The sequence below is a fragment of the Butyrivibrio sp. FC2001 genome, assembly GCF_000424125.1.
In the GTDB taxonomy this organism is placed as follows: Bacteria; Bacillota; Clostridia; order Lachnospirales; family Lachnospiraceae; genus Butyrivibrio.
Window position 1 is genome coordinate 218,766 of sequence record NZ_KE384134.1, and the last position, 20,331, is coordinate 239,096.

The 20,331-nt window shown below is 43.7% G+C and carries 9 protein-coding genes; all 9 read right to left on the bottom strand.

Annotated features, from left to right (window positions below; genetic code table 11):
* The 9 genes from gltB to G601_RS24360 all read right to left on the bottom strand — a co-directional run bounded on the left by gltB (position 1) and on the right by G601_RS24360 (position 20,300).
* Positions 1-4,548 (bottom strand): glutamate synthase large subunit, encoded by a 4,548-nt coding sequence (gene gltB, locus G601_RS0120025; RefSeq protein WP_035791187.1) that lies wholly within the window; start codon positions 4,546-4,548, stop codon positions 1-3.
* Positions 4,549-4,685: 137 nt separating this feature from the next.
* On the bottom strand, positions 4,686-6,794 hold the full coding sequence (locus tag G601_RS0120030; RefSeq protein ID WP_035786296.1) for a glutamine synthetase III family protein: 2,109 nt from the start codon (positions 6,792-6,794) through the stop codon (positions 4,686-4,688).
* Positions 6,795-6,852: 58 nt separating this feature from the next.
* On the bottom strand, positions 6,853-8,436 hold the full coding sequence (asnB, locus tag G601_RS0120035; RefSeq protein WP_026666397.1) for an asparagine synthase B: 1,584 nt from the start codon (positions 8,434-8,436) through the stop codon (positions 6,853-6,855).
* A 32-nt stretch (positions 8,437-8,468) separates the two neighbouring features.
* Complete coding sequence (locus G601_RS0120040) at positions 8,469-10,238, bottom strand: ammonium transporter (RefSeq protein ID WP_026666398.1); 1,770 nt, start codon at positions 10,236-10,238, stop codon at positions 8,469-8,471.
* Positions 10,239-10,523: 285 nt separating this feature from the next.
* Positions 10,524-11,870 (bottom strand): esterase/lipase family protein, encoded by a 1,347-nt coding sequence (locus tag G601_RS0120045; protein WP_026666399.1) that lies wholly within the window; start codon positions 11,868-11,870, stop codon positions 10,524-10,526.
* A gap of 159 nt (positions 11,871-12,029) precedes the next feature.
* Positions 12,030-12,683 (bottom strand): HAD family hydrolase, encoded by a 654-nt coding sequence (locus tag G601_RS0120050; RefSeq protein ID WP_026492090.1) that lies wholly within the window; start codon positions 12,681-12,683, stop codon positions 12,030-12,032.
* A gap of 173 nt (positions 12,684-12,856) precedes the next feature.
* On the bottom strand, positions 12,857-15,226 hold the full coding sequence (locus G601_RS0120055) for an HD domain-containing phosphohydrolase (protein WP_026666400.1): 2,370 nt from the start codon (positions 15,224-15,226) through the stop codon (positions 12,857-12,859).
* A gap of 42 nt (positions 15,227-15,268) precedes the next feature.
* The gene (locus G601_RS24355; protein WP_081673646.1) at positions 15,269-16,027 is read right to left on the bottom strand and encodes a response regulator; all 759 of its coding nucleotides are present in this window, start codon (positions 16,025-16,027) and stop codon (positions 15,269-15,271) included.
* 49 nt (positions 16,028-16,076) lie between these two features.
* Positions 16,077-20,300, bottom strand: a complete 4,224-nt coding sequence (locus tag G601_RS24360) for a hybrid sensor histidine kinase/response regulator (protein ID WP_155834585.1) — start codon at positions 20,298-20,300, stop codon at positions 16,077-16,079.
* Positions 20,301-20,331: the final 31 nt, after the last annotated feature.

Below are 20,331 nucleotides of genomic sequence, written 5' to 3' on the forward strand. Positions count from 1 at the left end.
TTATGTAAGCTCCTTAAATGCTTCGAGTACTGCGTGCTCGTGATCTATTCCCTGTTCCTCGTATTTTCCGATTGCTGTCAGCATCTTCTGGTAATCGTTCGGAATTATCTTCTTGAAATCAGGTATATAATTCTCAAAATCTGCAAGGATCTCAGCACCATACTCAGAGCCTGTCTCTGCGACATAATCCTCAAGAATTTCTCGAAGCTCTGCAATATCGTACTTTTCAGTGAGCTCACAAAGAGAAGCCATATCCTTATTCATTCTGAGGTAAAGTGTATGCTCCTTATCAAGGACATAAGCGATTCCGCCGCTCATTCCGGCTGCGAAGTTTTTACCGGTCATTCCGAGAATGACTGCTCTTCCGCCTGTCATGTACTCAAGGCCGTGATCGCCACAGCCCTCTGAAACTGCTATGGCACCGGAGTTTCTTACACAGAATCTCTCACCGGCAACACCGCATACATAAGCCTTTCCGGCTGTTGCACCGTACAGAGCAACATTACCGATAATGATATTTTCATGAGCCTTGTAGGTTGCTTTCTTTGAAGGTCTTACAATTACCTTACCGCCTGAAAGTCCTTTACCGAAGCCATCGTTTGCATCACCGTAAAGCTTAAGTGTTACGCCCTTAGGAAGGAATGCACCGAAGGACTGACCACCGCCGCCATGGGCTTCAACCACAACTGAATCATCTGGAAGCGCATTCTTGAAGTCTGCCGTTACTCTGCTTCCAAGAAGAGTTCCGAAGCTTCTGTCAGTACTTGAAATATCAACCTTAATATTCAGTACAGGCTTCTTTGTAGCTGCAACACCATCAACAACTGAGGTTTCAAGACTCTCCTTAAGAGCTTTCTTAGCCTTGTCATATTCAGGAACAAGTACCTTTTTATCAAGAGTCTTCTCAAGTCCGAAGTCATATACATCAGCAGGATCGAAGTGGTTCTTCTCTCTGCCGGGATAAGCATTATTTAAAATCTTTCTAAGGTCAGCTGCGTCCTTGCATCTTGCACCGGGAACGCTTCTCATCTTGAGACAGTCAGTTCTTCCAACCATATCAGTGAGCTTCTTAAATCCAAGCTCGCTCATGATCTCACGAAGCTGTCTTGCTACAAAGAGCATGAAGTTCATAACATGCTCAGGCTTTCCTGCAAATCTCTTTCTGAGCTCCTCGTTCTGTGTGGCGATACCAACAGGACATGTATCCTTGGAGCATACTCTCATCATCATGCAGCCCATGCATACAAGGGGAGCGGTAGCAAAACCGAATTCCTCGGCACCGAGAAGTGCAGCGATTGCAACATCTCTACCTGTCATGAGCTTTCCGTCAGTCTCAAGGACTACTCTGCTTCTAAGACCGTTATCAAGAAGTGACTGATGTGCTTCACTTACTCCAAGCTCCCAGGGAAGTCCTGCGTGGTGAACTGAGGATGAAGGTGCAGCACCTGTTCCTCCGTCATAGCCTGAAACAAGAATTACCTGTGCGCCTGCCTTTGCAACACCTGATGCGATTGTTCCAACTCCTGCCTCAGATACAAGCTTTACTGAAATCCTTGCCTTATCGTTTGCATTCTTAAGGTCGTAGATCAGCTGTGCCAGATCCTCGATTGAATAAATATCGTGATGAGGCGGAGGAGAAATCAGCGCAACACCGGGAGTTGAGAAACGTGTTGAAGCAACCCAGGGGTAAACCTTCTTGCCCGGAAGATGACCACCTTCACCGGGCTTAGCGCCCTGTGCCATCTTGATCTGAATCTCTTTTGCACTCTGAAGGTATCTGCTGGTTACACCGAATCTTCCTGATGCAACCTGTTTTACTGCGCTGTTTCTGTTAGTACCAAAACGGGCTACGTCCTCACCACCTTCACCGGTGTTGGACTTTCCGCCAAGCTTATTCATGGCAATCGCAAGAGTCTCATGTGCTTCCTTTGAAAGTGAACCATAGGACATGGCTCCTGTCTGGAAACGCTTTACGATCTCTTCCTCGCTCTCGACCTCTTCAAGGGGTACAGGCTTTCCTGCAGGAACGAAGGACAAAAGTGCGCGGAGTGTATGAGGTCTGTCCTCATCATCCACCATCTTTGTGTATTCCTTGAAGCGCTCGTAGTCATCCTCACGGACAGCTCTCTGCAGTGTAACGATGGTCTTGGGACTGTACATGTGATCCTCGGTATCCTCACCGCTTCTAAGTGAATGGAAGCCGATAGAATCAAGAGTTGTATCTATTGAAAGTCCCAGCGGATCGAAGGCCTTGTTGTGACGAAGCTCAACGTCCTCTCCGATCTCCTTTATTCCGATTCCGCCTACTCGACTGATTGTTCCTGTAAAGTACTTATCTACAAACTCACTTGAAAGACCGATAGCCTCAAAAATTCTTGCTGACTGATATGACTGTAATGTTGAGATACCCATCTTTGCTGCGATTTTTACAACGCCGCCAAGAAGTGCCTTGTTGTAATCAGCAATTGCTGTGTGATAATCCTTATCGAGGATTCCGATATCAATGAGCTCTGCGATACACTCCTGTGCAAGATAAGGATTGATAGCTCTTGCACCAAAACCGAGAAGTGTAGCGATCTGGTGAACGTCTCTGGGCTCACCACTCTCAAGGATAAGAGATACAGCTGTGCGCTTTTTGGTTCTTACAAGATGCTGCTCAACAGCAGATACTGCAAGGAGTGATGGTATAGGCATGTGGTTTTCATCAACACCTCTGTCTGAGAGGATAACGATGTTCACGCCGTCTGCTACTGCTCTGTCAACTGAGATGCAGAGCTGCTCCAGTGCTCTTTCAACCGGTGTATTTTTATAATATAGAAGTGATACCTTGCGCACATGGAAGCCAGGCTGATCAAGAGCCTCGATCTTCATGAGATCCACGCCTGTAAGGATGGGGTTATTCACCTCAAGCACCCTGCAGTTATCACTTTTTTCCATCAAAAGGTTACCGTCAGATCCAATGTAAACCGTAGTGTCTGTTACGACCTTTTCTCTTAGTGAGTCGATGGGCGGATTTGTAACCTGTGCAAATAACTGCTTAAAGTAACAGAAAAGAGGCTGATGATGCTGTGAAAGCATAGCCAGCGGAATATCCGTACCCATGGAAACCGTGGGCTCTATGCCGTTCATAGCCATCGGCATTATCTGATTTTTTACGTCTTCATAAGAATACCCGAAAACCTTGTAGAGCTTATCGCGCATCTCCTGTGAGTTTGTGGGTATCTTTTTATTAGGAATCTCGAGAGATCCAAGGTGAAGAAGATATCTGTCAAGCCACTCACCGTAGGGCTTTGATGTTGAATACTTCTTCTTGCACTCCTCATCTGAAATGATGCGTCCTTCCTTTGTATCAACAAGGAGCATATGTCCCGGTGAAAGTCTGGACTTCTTAAGGATGTTCTCCTCAGGAATATCAAGTACACCAACCTCAGATGCCAGAATAAGCCTTCCGTCCTTTGTGACATAGTATCTGGAGGGACGAAGACCGTTTCTATCGAGGGTTGCGCCGAACACTTCGCCGTCTGTGAAAAGTACAGCTGCAGGACCATCCCAGGGTTCCATCATTGTTGCATAGTAGTGGTAGAAATCCTTCCTGTCCTGCTCCATGAAATCATTGTGTTTCCAGGGCTCGGGAATTGTGAGCATCATAGCAAGCGGAAGGTCCATTCCGTTCATGTAAAGGAATTCAAGTGTGTTATCAAGCATCGCAGAATCAGAGCCTGAGGATGCGATAACGGGATATACTTTTCCAAGGTCATCTCCGAAAACGTCAGATGACATGGTCTCCTCACGGGCGAGCATTCTATCGCTGTTACCACGGATTGTGTTGATCTCACCGTTGTGGGCGATCATCCTGTACGGGTGAGCTCTCTGCCATGAAGGCGTGGTATTAGTTGAAAAGCGGCTGTGCACAAGTGCTACCGCTGTATGATAATCAGGTGAAAGAAGATCCTCATAGAAGTTTCTAAGCTGACCTACGAGGAACATACCCTTATAGACGATAGTTCTGGATGAAAATGAGCAGATATAGGTATCCTCTGAGGATTTTTCATACTCACGTCTCAGCTGATAAAGTCGTCTGTCGAATTCTATGCCTCTATCCGCATCAGAGGGTCTCTCAATGAAGCACTGACTGATGTAGGGCATGCAGTTTCTTGCTACTTCTCCCAGAATTTCAGGGTGGATCTCAACGTCTCTCCATCCGAGAACATTGAGATTTTCCTTCTCTGCAATAACTTCAAGCATGCGCTTTGCAAACATTCTCTTCATGGAATCCTGAGGGAAGAAGAACATACCGATTCCGTAGTCACCGGCAGATTTAAGCTCTATCCCTGCCTTCTTTGCTTCCTTTGAAAAGAATTTGTGTGAGATCTGGACAAGGATTCCGACACCATCACCCACTTTACCTGTTGCGTCTTTTCCGGCTCTGTGCTCAAGCTTCTCAACAATGCTCAAAGCATCGTCGAGCACTTTATTGTCAGCCTTACCGTCGATATTAATAACTGCGCCGATACCGCAGGCATCGCGCTCATTCATCCATGTTTCCATTATGTACCGCCTTATATATTAGTATGAGGCTCCGAATAATAACATGCTAAGTACACATATTTGTTCGTGTTGAACAAAGTATGTGCACTTAGTCTGTTCCTCCATCGGAGCTGCTTATTACTATAAACAAAGTAGAATCATCTAAGTGAGAACAACATCTGACCATAGGTCGGGTAGCTTAAGTATTTATCAGGGATAAGGGCCTCAGCTTCATCAACATACTTACGAAGTTCATCCATGTCAGCAAGGATTGTCTCCTGATAGTAAGAAGCTGTGTCGAGGACCTCAGTCTTTCCTTCTGCTGTCTTGGTGTCTTCTGCAAGCTTATCAAGAGCTTTGCTCATCTCTGCAGATGCCTTATCAAGTGTCTTTAAGATGCCTGTCTCATGCTCTGCACATGCACCGTCGATGAGGCTCTTTTTCTGGATAATCTCCTTAGTGAGATCCTTCTGGTAAGCAACAAGACCTTCTGTGAAGTCTTTTCTTACCATCTCCTGCATTGTGAGAGACTCGATGTGGATTGACTTTGAGTAGTTCTCAAGGAGAATCTCATATCTTGAGTGAAGCTCTTCCTTAGTGAAGATGCCATGCTTTGTGAAGAGGTCGATTGACTCATCACTGATCCAGTAAGGCATTGCATCGGGAAGTGACTTAAGGTTCGGAAGTCCTCTCTTTGCTGCTTCCTCAACCCACTCATCTGTGTAGCCGTTTCCGTTGAAGAGAACTCTCTTATGCTGTGAAAGCTCTTCCTTTAATACTTCAAGGATCTTCTCCTTAAGCTCGTCTCCGCTGTATGCTGAAAGCTTTTCATAAAGCTTTGCGATCTCTTCTGCTACTGCAGTGTTAAGTACGATGTTAGCGTTTGCTACAGAAACTGCTGAACCGGGCATACGGAACTCGAACTTGTTTCCTGTGAATGCGAAGGGTGATGTTCTGTTTCTGTCTGTGTTGTCCTTTGTGAAATGAGGAAGTACGTTAGCACCCATAGCCATCTGTACCTTGCCCTGGCCTTCGTATGCTGTTCCTTCTTCTACGCCCTTAAGAACGCCTGCGAGCTCGTCACCAACAAAGATTGAAATGATTGCCGGCGGTGCTTCGTTTCCACCAAGTCTGTGATCGTTTCCTGCAGATGCAACGGAAAGTCGAAGAATCGGCGCGTACTCATCAACTGCTGAAATAACAGCCATTAAGAATACAAGGAAAGGAATGTTGTCGCTGGGATGCTTTCCGGGATCAAGGAGGTTCATTCCTGTGTCAGTGCAAACTGACCAGTTGTTGTGCTTACCTGAACCGTTGATTCCCTCGAAGGGCTTTTCATGTAAGAGGCATGCGTAGTTGTGCTTATCAGCAACCTTTTTCATAACCTCCATAGTAAGCTGGTTGTGATCAACAGCGATGTTTGCTGTCTCAAATACGGGTGCAAGTTCGTGCTGTGAAGGTGCAACCTCGTTATGCTTTGTCTTAGCGGGAATGCCCAGTTTCCAGAGCTCCTCGTCAAGATCATGCATGTAAGCTGATACCTTGGGCTTGATTACGCCAAAGTAATGGTCCTCCATCTCCTGTCCTTTTGTTGCAGGTGCACCGATAAGGGTACGACCTGTAAAAAGAAGGTCCTTTCTCTTTTTGTAGAAGTCCTTATCAATAAGGAAATACTCCTGCTCAGAGCCGATTGTGGTGTTTACGCGCTTTACATCTGAATAGCCTAACAGGTGGAGCATTTTAACCGCTTCCTTTGACAGAGCTTCCATCGAGCGCAGAAGAGGTGTCTTCTTATCAAGCGCTTCTCCGCCGTATGAACAGAAAGCGGTAGGAATGTAAAGTGAACCATCTTTTATAAAGGCAGGAGATGACGGATCCCATGCAGTATAACCACGTGCTTCAAATGTTGCACGAAGACCGCCTGAAGGAAAACTTGATGCATCGGGCTCGCCCTTTACAAGTTCTTTTCCTGAGAACTCCATGATGACTGTTCCGCCATCAACAGGAGAAATGAAGCTGTCATGCTTCTCAGCAGTAAGCCCGGTCATAGGCTGGAACCAATGTGTGAAATGTGTTGCACCGTTCTCTACTGCCCACTCCTTCATAACAGCTGCAACGCAGTTAGCTACGTCCAGCTCAAGGTGAGTTCCCATCTCAATTGTCTTATGAACAGCTTTATAAATATCCTTAGGAAGGCGCTGTTTCATTACCTTGTCATTAAAAACCAAACATCCAAATTCTTCTGTAAGTTTGCTTGCTTCTATCATTTTTCTCCTCCTTAAATCCGGTTCCTCTGTTGTAGAACCTCACTTAATAATTAACAATTTATTTTCCGCTGGCGCCGTAGTTTGAAAGAACTCTCGCGGACGGGTCGTTTACGTCACAGCCCTTCCAGCTCTTATTCGGCATCCAGAAATCAATTACCATGTCGGATTGATCTGTGTAATACTTTTCAAAGATCTCTCTATATAAAAGCGATTCCTTTGTAAAAGGTGTCGCATGTGTGTACTTCTTTACTTTTTCAGCATATTCCTCATCTGTGTAATGAGCCTCTGCATATTCCATGAGGTCGTCTCTAAGTGAGTGTCCAACCGCATCAGAGAATGCAGCCTTTTCTCTCATCAGTATTGAGTGAGGAATAAACTCATCAGGTTCAAAGGCTTTTCTCAAAAGGTACTTGCCCATTCCGTAGGTGTTGAGCTTCTTTTCAGGATCAATGCTCATAACGTAATCCACGAAATCAAGATCACCGAAGGGAACTCTTGCTTCGAGAGAGTTGACGCTTATACATCTGTCTGCACGAAGTACATCGTACATGTGAAGCTCTCTTACTCTCTTCTTTGCTTCCTCCTGGAAGGCTTCAGCACTCGGAGCGAAGTCCGTGTACTTGTATCCGAAAAGCTCATCAGAAATCTCACCTGTTAAAACAACCTTTATGTCGGTGTTTTCATGAATCCATTTACAAAGAAGATACATTCCAATTGAAGCTCTGATCGTTGTTATATCGTAGGTTCCAAGTGCCTTAATTACAGGCTCCAGTGCACCGAGAACATCTTCCTTGCTGATTATCACCTCGTGGTGATTGCTATGGATATAATCTGCAACCTCTCTTGCATATTTCAGATCGATGGCATCTATATCCATTCCGATTGCAAATGTCTCAATCGGCTTATCAGATAAGCTTGCTGCAACTCCACAAACCAGAGATGAATCCAGACCTCCTGAAAGAAGGAATCCAACAGGAGCGTCTGCATCCAGTCTCTTCTTTATTCCGTTTAGGAGCTTGTCGTGAATATTTTTTGTAATAGTTTCTAAGTTATCAGTTCTGACTTCCTTTACCTGAGTCAGATCTCTGTAGCATGTAAACTTGCCATCCTCGTAGTAATGTCCCGGAGGGAACGGCATTATCTTTTTACATACACCTGTAAGGTTTTTGGGTTCTGAGGCAAACAGTATGTAGCCATCCTCATCATATCCATAGTAAAGAGGTCTTATTCCTATCGGATCTCTTGCTGCAATGAAGTCTCTCTTTTCCACATCATAGATGACCATTGCAAACTCAGCGTCGAGAAGTGAAAACATCTTAGTTCCAAGCTTCTCATAGAGTGGAAGTATGATCTCACAATCGCTGTCACTCACGAATGAGTAACCTAAAGATTTGAGATATTTTTTCAGAGCATTGAAGCCATATAACTCACCATTACAGATAACAGCATTACCATTAAGTTCGAAGGGCTGCATTCCTTTGCAATTAAGTCCCATGATTGCCAGCCTGTTAAATCCAAGCCATCCACCCTTCACCTTAAGAGTCTTGGATTTATCAGGTCCTCTCGATGCTGTTCTCTGGAGCATTTCTTCAAAATACTCCTTACTAATCTCTTCTCTTGCATATGTGAGAATTGCGCACATATCTGTTGTTCCTCCTACAGTTACATTTATTCTTACTCGGCATCAGCCAGAGCGAGTACACCTTCTTCGCCTGTTCGAATCTTAACTACGTTGTCGATGCTGTAAACGAAGATCTTACCATCACCGATCTTACCGGTGTAAAGTGTTCTCTTAGCTGCTTCGATAACATCCTCTACAGGAATCTTGCTGACTACAACCTCAAGCTTGATCTTGGGAAGAAGTGTTACATCCATTTCGACACCGCGGTACTTCTGGCCTGAGCCCTTCTGTACGCCACATCCCATAACCTGAGTTACTGTCATACCTGTTACGCCAAGATCGTTCATGGCCTTACGAAGCTTGTCATATCTTGAAAGCTTTGTAACGATAACTACTTTATGTATAGCTGCATCTGTCTTCATAGGCTGTGTAACAACCGGAACAGAAGCATTCTTCTGGAATTCTGAAGCCTCATCGTAATCGCTTACGCCAAGATCTGTATTCTCATTTACACTCATGTTAAGAGTTCCTGAAACATCCATAAGTGCGAATCCTGAGTAAGCTGATGCAAGGCCGTGCTCTGTAGCATCAAGTCCTGTGATCTCCTCTTCTTCAGAAACGCGAAGACCAAGTGTAGCCTTAATTACTGCAAATGTGATTGTGATTGTTACTGCTGTCCATGCTGCAACTGCAAGGAATCCTATAAACTGAATTCCAAGGAGTTTAAATCCGCCGCCATAGAAAAGACCAACCATCTCATTTCCTGAAGCATCAGCGATGCTGTAACCGGGAGCTGTATTTGTTGCGAAAAGACCTACTGCAATTGTTCCCCAGATACCGTTTAAGCAGTGAACTGCAACTGCTCCAACGGGATCATCAACGTGAAGCTTATAATCAAGAAACCAAACACCGAAGCAAACAAGAAGACCTGCTACGATACCAATTACTATTGAACCAAATGCATCTGTCACGTCGCAGGGAGCTGTGATTGCTACAAGACCTGCAAGTGAAGCATTGAGACACATTGAAACATCGGGCTTACCATACCTCAGCCATGTGAAGATCATGCAGGTTACTGTTGCAAGTGCAGGTGCGATTGTTGTTGTTACGAAAACTGAACCAAGCTGATCAACTGATGTACATGCTGCTCCGTTGAATCCATACCAGCCAAGCCAGAGAATGAAAACACCAAGAGCTGCTGCTGTAAGGTTGTGTCCGGGAAAAGCGTTTACCTTAACTACGTCGCCGTTTGCATCCTTCTCGAACTTACCAATTCTTGCTCCCAAGAATGATGCACCGATGAGAGCTGAGATACCACCAACCATGTGGATACATGTGGATCCTGCAAAATCGTGGAATCCCATCTGTGCCAGGAAACCGCCGCCCCATGTCCAGTGAGCTTCAATCGGATAGATGATTGCTGAGATAACTGCTGAATATACACAGTAGGAAATGAACTTTGTTCTCTCAGCCATGGATCCTGAAACGATTGTTGCTGTTGTTGCACAGAACACAAGGTTGAATACGAAATTGGACCAGTCGAAATTTGCATAGCTTGTGAAAATATCAAATCCCGGCTTTCCGATGATTCCCATCACATCTTCACCAAGTAATAAACCAAAGCCGATAAGGATGAAAACCACAGTACCGATACAGAAATCCATCAGGTTCTTCATGATGATGTTTCCTGTATTTTTTGCTCTTGTAAATCCTGCCTCACACATTGCGAATCCGGCCTGCATCCAGAAAACAAGAGCTGCGCCTATCAAAAACCAAACTCCAAAAACACTCGAATCGATTGTACTTAAAATCTCTTCACTCATAACATGCTCCTCCACTAGGAAATGAAAAGCGGCGCAGACAGGGAGGGTGTATCACCCGATGCCCCATTGCACCGCTAAATAATTTATTTTATTGCATGAATACCTGTATACAATTGTATACGTCTCCGGAGTAGTATTCGAAAGGTACAGAAAAGGCGCCTTAGAGTGTTATCTCTAAGACGCCTTTGTCTTTTATAGTTTGTGATTGTACGCTTGTGTATACAATCTGTCAAGGAGTGATTTTAATCTTTTTTCAACTTTTTATCACGTTGCGATTTTAACTTACTAAAATCCTCTCTGTCTTAAGTCATTTACAAGCTGAACGTAAAACTCTCTTACATCAAAGCATTCGAAGTTCTCTCTGTTAAGATCGATCATATCAGCGTGGGATATTCCTCTTCCGCCTCTGGGCTCCAAGAAAGTATAATTCTGTCCCCAGGGAAATGACTTCTCACCAACAAGTCCATCATTTCTTCCGTCGAAGTATCTTACAAGGTTATAGGACAAGTTCAGCGGGAATCTTCCACCTGTGGCTGCTGCCATATATGAACCGATACTCTGATAATATACCTTGTCTGAATCAGGTGTGATGCTGTTGAATTTCTCGCAGGCCTCGTGAGTTAAATCTGTAACTGCCTCAATAAAGTTGGGATTGGGGTCTCCAAGCTTTGAAAGAGCTGCGTTGTAGGTAGCTGCAACCTTATCCTTAATGGGCTGTCCGATTTTACTGAGAAGATAATCTGCAAACTCGCAGCCTCTGTGAGGTGTGTTAACGGTTGTAAGACTTGCAACCATATCCTCCACGCCGTATCTTGCGATTGCGGCACGTGAATCCAGACCTCCTTTAGAGTGGGCGATGATGTTCACCTTTTCACAGCCTGTCTCAGCTATGATCTGTTTTATTCTCTCTGCCAGCTCCGCACCACACTTATCAACTGATGCTGCTGACTGCTGGTTACCATAGAAAACTGTAGCGCCGTTGAGCTGAAGCTCACCTGATATTCTTCCCCAGTAGTTAAGGAAGGCAGGCTTGAAATCCCTGAAGAACACGCCGTGAACCATAAGCAGAGGATATCTTGTTCTGCAGATCTGCTGAGCATGGCGCTGCTCGTTAACACCTATCTTATAGTTTTCAAAGTATGCTTCGTTCTCTGCTCTCTTTATCATTCCGGGAACAAAGGCAAATATAAGCGGGAAAAACCATGCGCAAAAATATGAAATAGTCTTATTAACGATTCCCGCCTGGGACGAGTTGGTAATGATCCTTATGCATCCATTCCAATAAAGAATGGACATTGTAAGAAAAATCATGAGCGCAGACAAAAGCCATGGTACCCAGAAGCCGTAGGTAACACTCATGATATGAACAACAAGATCTGCCACCCATATAACTGCATTGATAACCGATGCCACCATATAGAACCTTAAAAGCTCAGCGCCCTTAAGGCACTGTCTGAGCTTTCTTGTGCGAAGGCTGTCCGCCTCAAGACTTGGAACAATATTGATAAGAATAAATAATGCTCCGAAGATCAAATAAAGAACAACAGACTGCAGTGACCTTGGAATAAGTATACCCAGACACGGAAATATCACGGATACCGCCGTAGCAAAAACTCTATATACTTTTTTCATATTCCCTCCTAAATGAACTACTAATCAAAGTCCCAATTCTTTCTCAAAATATCCTGCCACCTCTTTGATGACTTCCTCTGAAAAGGCAGGCTTTAATCCCAAATAACAGCCATGGACATCATGGTCTCAGCTTTGTCATACCTGTTTTCTCCCAAATGTTTATTTTTCCAGATAGCTCACCACAGCCTCAAGGTTATCAACGACCACCTCTGAAAGCTCCTTCATCTCATCATCTGCAGGTCTAAGATCAGGAACCATAATAGGCTTAAGCCCTCCTCTGTGAGCTGCTCTTATTCCATTAAAGGAGTCTTCGATAGCGTATGCCTTCCCGGGTGCAACACCTATCTTCTCACAGGCAAGGAGGAAAATATCAGGCTCAGGCTTACTCTTTGAAACCATATCCCCTGTAACTATCTCATCAAAATAGTCAAGTATCTTAGCATCTCTGAGTTCGTTAACAACCACTTCCTTACGGGTTGAAGAAGCCAGTGCTATTTTTTTGTTATTCTTTTTAAAGAACTCCATGATCGTGGCTACACCGCTCTTCATGGGGAGCCTTCCGCCATCGTACTTCTCATGGAACATTACAGATGCCTCTTTAGCAAACTTATCATAAGGAAAATCCTCGCCGTAGAATTCAAGAGTAAGCTCTTTTGTTTTTTCAGCGTTTGTTCCTGTGCAGGCAAGGAAAAGTTCTTCCATATTCTCATAGCCATATTTGTCTGCAATTTCAATCCAGCAATCCATAGTTGCTCTCTCAGAGTCAAAGATCACTCCATCCATATCAAAAACTACTGCGTCAAATTCCTTCATAGTCTCCTCCTTAACTCATGATTCCCTCATGTGCTATGTACACGAAGTATATTATCCAATATCAACCCCATATTTTCAACGGTCTACATATATTTTTGCCGTAAATTTTCCAGCAATTTCTCTGCATCAAAAAGACTTCCCACAGCTTGATGTGGGAAGTCTCTATAGTAAAATTACAATATTCTTATATCCGTCAGTGCCACCTGATCTCCCGACAAAGCTACATAGACCTTGCCGTTACCACCGTTAATGGTGGTGATATTTTCAATTGAGATTCCAAGGTTCTCCGTGACTGTGGTTATGGTGTTGCCCTTTCTCTTAAAGAGGACTTCACACTCCATACCCTTTCTGCAGGTATCCTTCCAGACATTCCAGTTCCTGAACTGCTCTTTCTTTTTGATGGACACCTTATTATTGGCGAATTCCTTGATCTCGTCACTCTCACCATTTAGCTTTATCATGGCGTATTCACGGTAGCCCTCGCCGTACACCTTTTTATCATCAGAATAAAACAGAACAATATACGGACAGTGCCATACAAGTGTCGCGGAAGGAAGGCTCACAGAGTGGAACTTGAGCTTTAAGTGATCTTTTATTGCTATGCCCTCTGTTGAAGCTGACCTTGGCCTGTCAATCTGAATATTGGGTACATCGGAAACCATTCTGTCTGTGTAGTCCAGCTCATCCTCTATCCTCGGGATATCCTCTGCCCTTGTAATGTCTTCAGTATTTTCAATATTGATACCCGTTATGTAACAATTTTCACCGGTGATTCCGATATATGCTGACTTAGTCTTATCGGGAAGTGCCACAATGACCTTTACGGTTCTTCCCTTGCTGTCCATTACGAGCATAAGGTGATCTTCAAAACGACGGGCTGAAATAAAGTAGTTTTGCTCAGCGCTTTCAGTGGTAACTGCTTCACTCTCATGCTCTGTCACCTTAATGAGAATATTTCTGGCATTGGTAGTTACACTGTGACCATCAAACCAAAGCTCACCATACTCAGTGTACTTAAAGGCTTCGATCTCCCTCTCCCTGTTGTATACATGCCTGTCAAAGGAATCAAACAATATAATTGAAGGCTGGCTGAAGGCTCCTGCTGCCGTCTCACTCTCCATACACAAAAAGCTTATATTCGTAACCGTATTCTCTATCGCTATACCTGCTGAAATCTTATCCCTGTACGTTCCACACTGAAGCTCTGTCTCAATCTGAACTTCCTCTGTCAGTATCTTGTTATTAACATCTGCATCAAGCAGCTTGATCAGAATATCAGTGTAATATGGATCAAACTGCTCACCATTTCCCTTTATAAGCTCTTCACGGATTATTGGCATAGGTAGTGCGTCCCTGTATTTTTTGGGTGAAGACATTGCAACATACGCATCTGCCAAATAGATTATTCTTGCAACCTCCGGAATGGCATTCCCTTTTAACCCTTCAGGATATCCGCTTCCATCATATCTCTCATAGCAGTAACGGGCATAAAGACTAAGGTATGGATATTCCGTTATGGCAGAAAGTATTTCTGCACTGAGAAGTGGCTTTTGCCTGATCAATTCTTTTTCGTAAGCATTCAGTTCATCCTTTTCCGTTATGCTGTCAGGTAAACCGATCATTCCTATGTCGTGAAGGATAGCTGTATAATATACTTCCTCCTGTTCCTCTGTGCTCTTTCCTGCTGCATTTGCAATTCTTCTCGCAACCTCCGCAACCTTAGCCGAGTGACCGTTTAAAAATTCATCCTTCTTCTCAACAGCCTTAACAAAAGCACCTGCGGTCTGCTCAAACAGACGCTTCATGCTCTTTTGTTCCTTTTGCAGGGTTTCCATCTCAAGGATATGTGATTTGACCACGGTCTCATTGATATCAAGATATGAAAATACATATAGCGATACAGACACCATGACCATAGCCATGTTTACAATTGATATTCCGTAGGTAAAAATCTGAACAATTCCCATTATGATGGGCACAAAGATATACAAAAACAGAGCGGTATTGATAAATATACTGAATTTATTCCTATACTCAAAACAAACTGTATATTGAATTAGCGGACCGATAACCGGTACCACATAGGCCATAAGAAACCATGGTCCCCTCTGATAGTGATTAGAAGCATCAAACGTATAAATAATTCCCGTAAAAGCTGAGATGACTGCCAATAGCATTCCGCCTATTGATGCAATACCTGTAAACATAAGCCTCTTCGGGATTATCCTAAGTTTTCCATATTCATTAATAAGGTCGATAATGTAGATATTAAAATTAAAAACAATACCGGAGGTCAGAAAAAATACCATAAAGTTAGAAACTCTGACCATAACATATCCGGTGTGACTCATGTCTCCGGCATAAATGTATGCCAGTCTGTCAAAAAAGAGCAAAAAAACCGCAACAAGCTCCATCCCGATAAGGATCCACTTTCTCCTCCTCGGAAGGAACTTTGTTATCAACAGCAAAAGCGCCATTGTCATGCAGGATGCACACAAAGCCAGCATGATATCCATTTGGTTTGTTTTTATAAACTCATACATCAGCTAACTACTCCTTTAGTCACGTCCTCCCAAATCCCTGTCCTACTGATGCAGGATGAAAAATTCCTTAAGCTTTTCAAGCAGCTCATCTCTTCCTATATTCTTAAGGAAATACCCTTCGGGTCTAAGTGCCACCACAGCCATTACGCTTTCCTTATCGCTCTTTCCCGTAAGGAACATAACCGGAATCGTTTTTGTTTCCTCTTCGCTCCTTAGCATTTCCAGAACCTGAGGTCCTGTCGTAACCGGCATCTCATGATCTAAAAGAATAAGGTCCACCTTGTTTTTTGCAAGCCATTTTATGGCCTGCATACCGGAGTTAGCCATGGATACCTTATACTTTTCCTTTAGCCATTCGCGGACCAGCGTCAGATACTGAGGATCGTCGTCCACCACAAGAATGCTCTTCCTGAACTCTCCCGTAGCCATTTTCTTGAAATAATCAGTGACCGCTTTTACATACTCAGCATTATCAACAGGTCTCGAGAAGGTCTGATAGATAAGCTCTGCCGGCACCATCTTACTGACACGTTCTATATCCCTTTGCTCACCGATAAGGATCATCTGAAGACTCTTATCCCGCATTTCATCAATAAGAAAATGGACCGCATCCTCGCGAGGCATATCATTTTCATCAATATAGAAGGTTATCAGCGAAACTCCCTCTATCCCCTTGCTAATGTCATTGACAGTCCAGTGGACAAATGATGTAGCACAGCCTGCTGCCTGAGCCTTTTGAATAAGTACCCTGACAATAAAGGATTCCTTTTCTCCAATTACTACCATGCTATTTCCAGCCATAATCTTCTCACCTCTAAAATGTAGTATTTACTGCTTCATGAACCAATGTTTATTTTGCTATCAGCTCTTCCATTCCATCCCAGTCAAAATTTCTGAGCATTTTTTCAAGCTCTGTCACCTTAGTCGCATCCTCCTCCGGAAGTGCAAAGGTCTTGAGCTGTCCTATGATCATTTCCACAGCGTCATAGTCCATCTGTGGAACAACGTCCTTAAGTGCATCGTAGGCATCCTGCAGCTCTGCAGCTGATATAGCCTCTTTGTCTTCGCTCTCCTGCGATTCTGAAACAAGTCTTCCAAGCTTATCCTTGAATGATAAATAATCCGCCATGAACCTGTCATGATTAGCCTGAATAAAGCCAGTATCCTCATGATTGCCGGCATCCTCAAGGTCTGCAGCAAGCTTTCCAAGGTCTGTTGCACCGATGATCCTGGCAGAGCTCTTAAGTGCGTGAACCTTTATAGTATAAAGCCTTATGTTATTACTATCATAAGCATCCTGAATAACCCTGGCATTGCCATCTATAGTATCCAGGAAAAGCTGCAATGAGAATATGTAGCTACTGATTCCACCGGAGTTTTTGATACCCTCATCAACGGATATCTCAGGAATATCCTTAATCCATGAAAGCTCCTCGGGAATTTCCTTGAGATCCTCAATGGCATCAGATTCATCAGCCTTTTCCATCATCTCTTCAGGAATATGCTTCATGATGGTTTTTTCAAGCGCTTCGCAGTCAACAGGCTTGGTCAGATATCCGTTAAAGCCCTTTTCAATATAGAAGTCTGCACTGTTTGAAGCGTTGGCTGTAAGAGCATAAACAGGGAGATCCGGCCTCATCAAACGAATCCTTGCAAGGGTCTCTATTCCATCCATTTCAGGCATCATGTGATCAAGGAAAACAACATTATAGTTGTTCTCTGCAATTTTCTCCAGACACTCAGCTCCACTTGATGCTGTGGTCACAAATACCTTGGTCGCCTTCAAAAGTCCCTTAATGACATTCAGATTCATAGGACTATCATCCACCACCAGAACATCTGCATCAGGAGCAACGAACTTAGGAACATAAGGTCCCGCAGCCACAACCTCCTCATGCTCTACAAATATTCCAAGCGGAGTTGGATCTATAATCTTCTGATGAACTACGAAGGTAAACTCAGAGCCCTCTCCATAGACACTCTTACAGGTTAATGATCCACCCATAAGCTCTGCAAATCTTCTTGAGATATCAAGTCCAAGACCGGTTCCCTGAATTCCGCTGTTTTTCTCCTCATCAAGTCTCTCATAAGCTGTAAAGAGCCTCTCCATGTCCTCTTCTTTAATACCAATTCCGGTGTCCTTTACAACGAAATTGATCTCGCAGTCATTATCCTCTCTGGTCACCATCGTCACATTAAGAATAAATCCGCCATAGTTGGTATACTTAACAGCGTTGGTGAGGAGGTTAAGTACTATCTGCTTTATCTTACCATCATCTCCGTAGAGGCGCTTTGGCAGCATTTCATCCACTACAACGTCAAAGGTCAGTTCCTTCTGTGTACTTCTAATGCGGATCATGCTCACTATTGCACGGAGCATATCCTGAACATCATATTCCTCCTGAACCAGGTGCATCTTACCTGATTCAATCTTGGACATATCAAGGAGGTCACTTATGAGACCAAGTAGTGACTCCGCAGCATTTTTAATATCGAAGGAATAGTTCATCATTGACATGAAATATCCCTTGGGAACTCCGGTGGCATCCTCTCTCATGACCATCTCATTCATACCCATAATGGTATTGATAGGAGTTCTGATCTCATGTGAAATATTGGCAAGGAATCTGGTCTTTGCAGAGTTTGCTCTCTCCGCTTCATCTCTTGCCTTCTTTATTTCAACGTACTGCCTGTTAACTACGGTGGCCTTCATTACCTTATAAACTATGAAGCCAACCAGCGCAGACAGCAGTATTGCAAAAAGCATTCTGAATATGAAAAGCTCGGTAAATCTCGGCTTTTTTATAATATCAAAGGCTTCATCCAGAATTATCTCCTCTTCATTGTGGCCCATAACCTGAATATGAAGCTTGTAGTTACCATAAGGAAGGTCCGTATATTCAAGAGGGAACATCTCACTTCTGGGCTTGGTTATTCCATCATCCTGTCTTCCCTCCAGGTATAGCCTGACCATGGGATTGACCATGGTGTAGTCCATAATTGATGCCTGAATTCTTATTCTCTCCCCTGAAGGAGGGATTACATATTTGCCCTCATCATCGGGTAATATCTTTGTGTCACCACAGTATACTGAGTTGACTGCTACCTTTATATCTATACTCTCTTCCAGGAAGTCATTGGTATTTACCTTAATAACACCATATCTTCCGGACATATACAGATTGCCATTTTCATCCTGATCACTTCGTGAATTGGAGGTAATGGAATAGGGAAGTCCATTCTCTATCGTATAGAGTCTGTAATCAGAAACCGAATCACTCAGCATATCATCTGCCTTGATCTTGTAGATACCACAGGCAGAAAGCACCCAGGCATATCCGTTATCATCAAAGTAGATGTCGTAGTTGTTGTTATACGGGAAGGTAGAAATCTCATGTATAACACCATCCTTCATATATTGAATGGAGTTAGAGGTTACAAGCCAGTATAAGCCTCTCTTTTTATCCTCCTTGATCTTCATGATGACATCGCTGGTAAGTCCGTCATCTCTGCCAATTCTGTCAATTTTATCGCCGTCTATAACGTATATACCGTCGCCGTCCGTACCAACATATATTTTTCCGTCTGCATCCTCGATCACTGAAAGGAAAATCGTATTTTTTATTCCGTCCTCGGAGCAGACACATTTTACTATTTTTCCATTCTGAATGACCGCAAGACCACCGTTGGTGGCAACTAAAATGCTGCCATCTGCTGCCTCATAGGTAGCTCTGACCTCATTATGCGGAAGTCCGTTATATGATGTATAAGAAGTAATTTCTCCTGCACTGTTTACACAGACAAGTCCTTTTCCGCCGGTATATGTGGATACCCAGAGATTATTCTTACTGTCCTCCATGAGGCATCTTATCCTGGTATCCTTAAAGTAATTCGTAACCTTGTTGGTAATAGCCTCGTTATTTTTATCGATAATAAAGAGTCCCCAATCGGTTCCGACATAAAGCTTATCCTTATGAAGGCAGGTCGCATTTGTAACCAGCTTCCTAATGTCTGCAAGCTCGAACAGATCCTCAAAATTATTGGTAACAACCTTCATTATTCCCTGCGTGGATGAGGCAGCCCATAGGTTACCCTGATAGTCAGAGGTTGTCATCTCTATGGAGCTGTTCATGGGGAGATTTTTAACCTCATGAAAATGCTTCTGATCATCCAGATATCCTATTGCCTCCGTTGTAGACACCCACACACGGTCACAGTCATAGCTGATCCAGTGGATGTTTTCCAGCGGCAAAATGGATATTCTTTTCATGTTTATGTATCTTGCTCCAAACTGACCGTAGTATATAGCGGAGCCTGAAGTCGTGATATATACCATTCCGGGATTATTGGGATCAGCCAGAATACATGTGATTTTTTCCATGCCAAGCTCTTCATAGTCATAGAACTCTGTAACCTCACAGTTATCAATGGCAAAGATTACGCCATTCTTGGTCTGTCCGTAAATCCTTCCGTTAGTATCAGCTTCAAGCTTTAATATTCTCTCCTCGTTTATCCTCGCATCATCAAGGACTCGGAGCGCACCATCAGGTGATATATACGCAATACCTGATGTAGTACCGATAAATACATTTCCATTATTATCCTCAGCAAACGCCCTTATCGAGGATGAGGGAAGACCTTCCTTGTAGGTGTAATGAATACGTTCTTCGCCGTCAATCACTACAACACCGTTATCATTTGTTCCTACAAATATTCTTCGTCTGGAATCCTCAAAGATTCCTCGTCCGCTGGTAAGTCCGTCTGCGGTATCCAGCTTTTCAAAGGTTGAACCGTCATAGCGTAGTATTCCGCTGTAGCCACCAACCCAGATGGAGCCGTCACTGGCACCTAAGATACAATTGGCATCAGACGTAATAAGGCCATTCTCTGCATCATAAATCTGCGCAGAATACCCCACCTTATCAGTCTGCTTGGAGACCGCATAGCCCCCTCCTGTCTTCAACGCGCTCTCATCCTCAGCCATAACCTTAGTTCCGCCAAAAACGAGCGCAGTGACAGAAAGAGCCGCCAAATATATTCTTAATAGATTAGTCCTGTTAAACCTGCCAGTCACTGACAACCTCCATAGGTCATATCACCCACAT